This window comes from Ruthenibacterium lactatiformans (assembly GCF_000949455.1).
Taxonomy (GTDB): Bacteria; Bacillota; Clostridia; order Oscillospirales; family Ruminococcaceae; genus Ruthenibacterium; species Ruthenibacterium lactatiformans.
In genome coordinates, this window is record NZ_JXXK01000072.1 from 1 (window position 1) to 4019 (window position 4019).

At 53.7% G+C, this 4019-nt stretch carries 7 protein-coding genes; all 7 read right to left on the reverse strand.

What is annotated here, in order from left to right; genetic code table 11:
• Positions 1 to 1221 (reverse strand): relaxase/mobilization nuclease domain-containing protein (locus TQ39_RS19550; RefSeq protein WP_050006772.1); only part of this gene is annotated, 1221 nt, incomplete at its 3' end.
• A 6-nt stretch (positions 1222 to 1227) separates the two neighbouring features.
• A complete protein-coding gene (locus TQ39_RS19555) occupies positions 1228 to 1536 on the reverse strand; it encodes a MobC family plasmid mobilization relaxosome protein (RefSeq protein ID WP_050006773.1) in 309 nt (102 codons plus the stop codon).
• Positions 1533 to 2240 carry a DUF6329 domain-containing protein gene (locus tag TQ39_RS19560; protein WP_242853551.1) on the reverse strand — a complete coding sequence of 236 codons (708 nt, stop codon included), beginning with the start codon at positions 2238 to 2240 and terminating at the stop codon, positions 1533 to 1535. The genes TQ39_RS19555 and TQ39_RS19560 overlap by 4 nt, the downstream gene beginning before the upstream one ends.
• Positions 2241 to 2498: 258 nt before the next feature.
• Positions 2499 to 2804: a type II toxin-antitoxin system RelE/ParE family toxin gene (locus TQ39_RS20615; RefSeq protein WP_082052375.1), complete on the reverse strand. Its 306-nt coding sequence runs from the start codon at positions 2802 to 2804 to the stop codon at positions 2499 to 2501.
• Complete coding sequence (locus TQ39_RS19570; protein WP_050006776.1) at positions 2801 to 3124, reverse strand: type II toxin-antitoxin system RelB/DinJ family antitoxin; 324 nt, start codon at positions 3122 to 3124, stop codon at positions 2801 to 2803. The genes TQ39_RS20615 and TQ39_RS19570 overlap by 4 nt, the downstream gene beginning before the upstream one ends.
• Positions 3125 to 3187: 63 nt before the next feature.
• Complete coding sequence (locus TQ39_RS19575; RefSeq protein WP_050006777.1) at positions 3188 to 3514, reverse strand: DUF7768 domain-containing protein; 327 nt, start codon at positions 3512 to 3514, stop codon at positions 3188 to 3190.
• Positions 3515 to 3587: 73 nt separating this feature from the next.
• On the reverse strand, positions 3588 to 4019 hold a 432-nt coding region (locus tag TQ39_RS19580; RefSeq protein WP_167541560.1), incomplete at its 5' end, for a DNA methyltransferase.

The following is a 4019-nucleotide window of genomic DNA, read 5'->3' on the forward strand; positions in this document are numbered from 1 at the left end:
CATTCCACACAGGCGGTTTTCTTTCCGCAATGCCTGCAGCCGGGCCGTGAGCTGCCCAATCCGAGGGGACTCCGGCTCACTGCGATAGAGCCGCCGTCGCTCTTTTGCCAAAGCTGCGATCTCGTCCAGAAGAGGCTTGCGGTATTCTTCGAGCTGCGCCCGGCTGTCGATGCCATGCAGCGAAAGGAAGTGCATCTGCTCTACATACCGGTCCAGCCTATAAATGTCCTGCCGCACAGCATAGCTCTGGTATTGGGGCTTTCTCGGCAATGCTCCCAACTCGTACAGATAACGGTAGTACAATGCCCGGAGGCCCTTAAGGCCACGTATCGGCCTGCCGTGAATGTACAGCCGGGCATATTTCCGCGGCCCTCCTGTCTTTACTTTTCCTCCAGCCGGTATCTTATGATGCGCATAAAGGATTCGCATTTGCAGCGCTTCCGGCGTATACCTCTGCCCCAGTGTTTTGAAACGCACCGGGCGCTCTTTGCCGGGCGGTTTCAGGGTTGGGTACTTGCGAAGCATCCGAAGTTCGTACCCCTGCTGTTCCATAGCGCGCACAAACTGACGCCATGTCAGTGCACTGGCGATGGCCTCATCCACATCCTGCCGAATCACGGTGCGCCACGTCGGCTGGCCGCGGCTTTCTGCCATCCATTCTCCGTAGTTCATGGAAAATCCTGCTGCTTTTTCTGTATTGATCACAGACAGGCCGTGCTGCCGACATAACCTGTCTGACAGTGCGCGCACCTCTGTATAGTAACTCCGGGCGTTGCTGCGATATTTTCGCCCGGTGTCCATCGCCACGGAATCCCACACGATATGATTGTGCAGGCAGCGCGTATTAAGATGCGTCGCAATGACGGCGGGATATTTCCCGCAAAGCAGCTTTTCCACCAGTTCCAGCCCGATCCTGTGCGCCAGCTCCGGCGTCAGTTCCCCCTCGGCAAAACTCTGCACCAGATGATAGCCCTGTATACCGTCCATTTGATCCCACCGCTTCTTATTGGCCAGCATATCCTCAAAGGCTGTTTCCAGTGTACAGCCGATGGCACTTTCGAATACATCACATTCTGTTTTCTCCCGGTTGTGGGCATAGTCCACAGCCTCCTGCAGAGATGAGGCGCTGTCCGACCGGGGACGTACTGTCTTATCCTTATTCGTTACATACTCCACGCTGCGTCCTAGGCGGTGCACGGCAAGGATACTCGTATATGCCATTCCCTGTCACCATTGTTCTTTCACGGCGCGCCATACCGCCCGCACAAGCCGTGTCATTTCTTCCACGCTCTGCTGGCTGGTCTGGCCCGTGCGGTTGGCCACATGGGCCAGCTGATTGACATTGTTGCACAGACCTGCCACCTTGCGCAGCAGATCGGCATGATGCGTACAGGGCCGGGCACGCACCTCGCCGCCCATGACGAGCGCACGCAGATATTCCTCACGCGGCATCCGGCTCATCGCCACCTGCTTTTCGAGGTACGCCATCTCCTTTTTGTTCAGCCGCAGAGGGATCACATGTTCCCGTTTTCTCATCGTGCCTCATCCCTGCCTTTGCTTTTCTGCCGCTCTGGCGCCCGCGCCGGGTATTCATACCGCACCGGCACATCCTTCAGTCGTAGCCTATCGCTGTCTGGAACAAACGCCGCATAGCGGGCGTAGGCGTATCCTTCCGCGTCCACAAGAATGCCGTCTTTGCTGTTCTCCCCTTTGATGAGCAGGCAATGCCAACAAAGATCGCCGGAGTCGAACCACATCTTCTCGTTGTTTATAAACACAAAGAGCTGATTTTCCTGCAAGCCGCTTTGCTTGAATTGCTCGTACTGCACATTCTCCAGAACGATTACCATCTCCACCCGGAAATTCATTTGCCGCTCCGATGTTGTTCGCCTTGGATCTTGGTTTTTAATATCTTCGACATTGCATGGCTTGCGGTAGAATACGGCGCGTTCCTGATACACGGTCGGTTCTTCCAATTTGATCCGCTCTGTGGGGATTCCCTGCAGATCCAGTTTTTGCACATCCCTGCTGAGCCCTACATACAGGCCGCCCTTTCCCTGGGCAAGCAGCATTCCTTCCGAACCTGTTTCCGTCATAGTCAGCAGGGCATGGAACCACCCGCCAGGGTCTGCTTTCATATGGTCACGATTGTCTTTCAGAAACGGATATTCCGGCGAGATATCCTCAGCCAGCTTGTCATAATCCTCCGGGCTGAGGATGAGTGCTTTGGAAATTTTCAAAACGCCCGGCACATACTGCACTGTATTATTGCGCAGGCCCTCCATGGACTTTGCGTTTTTCGCAAACGCAGCATATATTTTTTCTTTCAGCGCTGTTCCACCTCTTTCTTGATGATCGGGGGGTTGGGGTTCTCCCCAAAGGCGTGCGTGGATATCCACGCGCTATGCTTGCCGTTCCAGTCCTCGTCTGGCAAAAGAAAAAAGCCAAAGCATCTGAATGCCTTGACTTTTTCTTCTGCATTTTTGAATTTTCTACTTTTACTGAAACAGAACGCGCATATAATTGATCCGGCCATCCAAAATACGAATAATCGATATGGATTCCTGCCCCACTCGATAAAAAACGATATACTTTCCAGATATCAAATATCGCAGATCGGTTTCACGTCCCACTTTTTCAGCCAATGCTGCACCCATGTACGGCTGTCCTTTTAAGAGCGAACAGCTTTCCAAAATTTTTGCTACAATACGATCTGCGGCAGCTGGATTTTTCAGCGTTGTACTGATGTATTCTTGCACCTCTCTGAGATCTGTTCGGGCTCTTGGGGTATATCGCAGTATCATCGCCCGAGCCCCAATTCTGTCAGCATTTCTTCTTCGGAAATCCAATCCTCATCACTGTGGACAGAGTTCTCTCCTTTTTTCAGCTCGGCCATCAGCAATGCAGCCGCTTGTTCGTGCAAAGCCTCCTTGCTGCTCTGTGTTACAAGAAAGGGAAGACCTCTTACATTAATGGACTGCTGAATAAAGATATTGATCGCATCAGTCAAAGTCATTCCGCAATCTGCATATATATCTTCCACGCGCTTCTTAACCGTTGGATTAATTCGCATTTGAAAAGAACTTGTTTTTGCCATAGATGCAACATTCAAATTTTCATCCACACTAATCACCCCTTTTACTATACTCTCGTCCCCCTCACTTGTCAACACATTGTCACTACATTTTCATTCATTTTGTTCTTTGATTTTCGCAAGGCCGTCCAGCGTGGTGCAGATGAGCTTCAGCTTTTCCGCTGCCCCGATCTCGCCCGCCATCGCGGCCGTGATCTCGCCGCCGCACACCACCAGCATCCGGCACCGGCGCAAAAGCTGCTGGCTGATCTGGCTCATGGCCCGCTGTTCTTCGGGCACGTCCTCGCTCAGATACTGCGGCAAACTCAGTTTTGGGCAGATGGGCACATATCCCAATTCGTATACCTTGTGGCAGTATCTGCGCAGAAGGCGGGGCGCGGCGTCCTGTGCCGCACAGATGTATGCAAATGCTTTTTCCATTTTCGTTTCAGATCCTTTCCATACATTCAACAGGAAAGCAGGCATCCAATTTGGATGCCTGCCCCCTCCGTGTTCATCTCTTTTGGGCATCCAATTGGATGCCCTGTTCTCCGTTGGACGCTTCCGCCGTCCGTTCATCACCGGCTGCAAGCGCCGTGCGCACACGGTCGCCGCCCAGCCTGTAGTATGCGTCCGTCACTTCGACGCCCACTGCCTCATACCCTTCCTGCACAGCGGCAAGGATGGTCGTGCCCGCTCCCGCGAACGGGTCGAGGATACGTCCGCCCGGCACACAGATATGCACGATATCCCGCATGAGCTGAAGCGGCTTCTCCGTCACATGGATGCGTTTGGCCGGGTTCGTGTACCGGAACACGCCCGGCAGACATCCCACCGGACGGTCGATGGGAAGCGGGCCGTTGGACGCCCACAGCATGTACTCGCTCTGCTGGCGGTACCGGCCTTTCTGCGGCCGGCTCGTCATCTTGTCCCATACCACCTGCCT

Excerpts from the sequence above, each read along its gene's own strand:
- TQ39_RS20615 (WP_082052375.1), bottom strand. The coding sequence starts at position 2,804 with ATGATACTGCGATATACCCCAAGAGCCCGAACAGATCTCAGAGAGGTG.
- TQ39_RS19575 (WP_050006777.1), bottom strand. The coding sequence starts at position 3,514 with ATGGAAAAAGCATTTGCATACATCTGTGCGGCACAGGACGCCGCGCCC.
- TQ39_RS19555 (WP_050006773.1), bottom strand. The coding sequence starts at position 1,536 with ATGAGAAAACGGGAACATGTGATCCCTCTGCGGCTGAACAAAAAGGAG.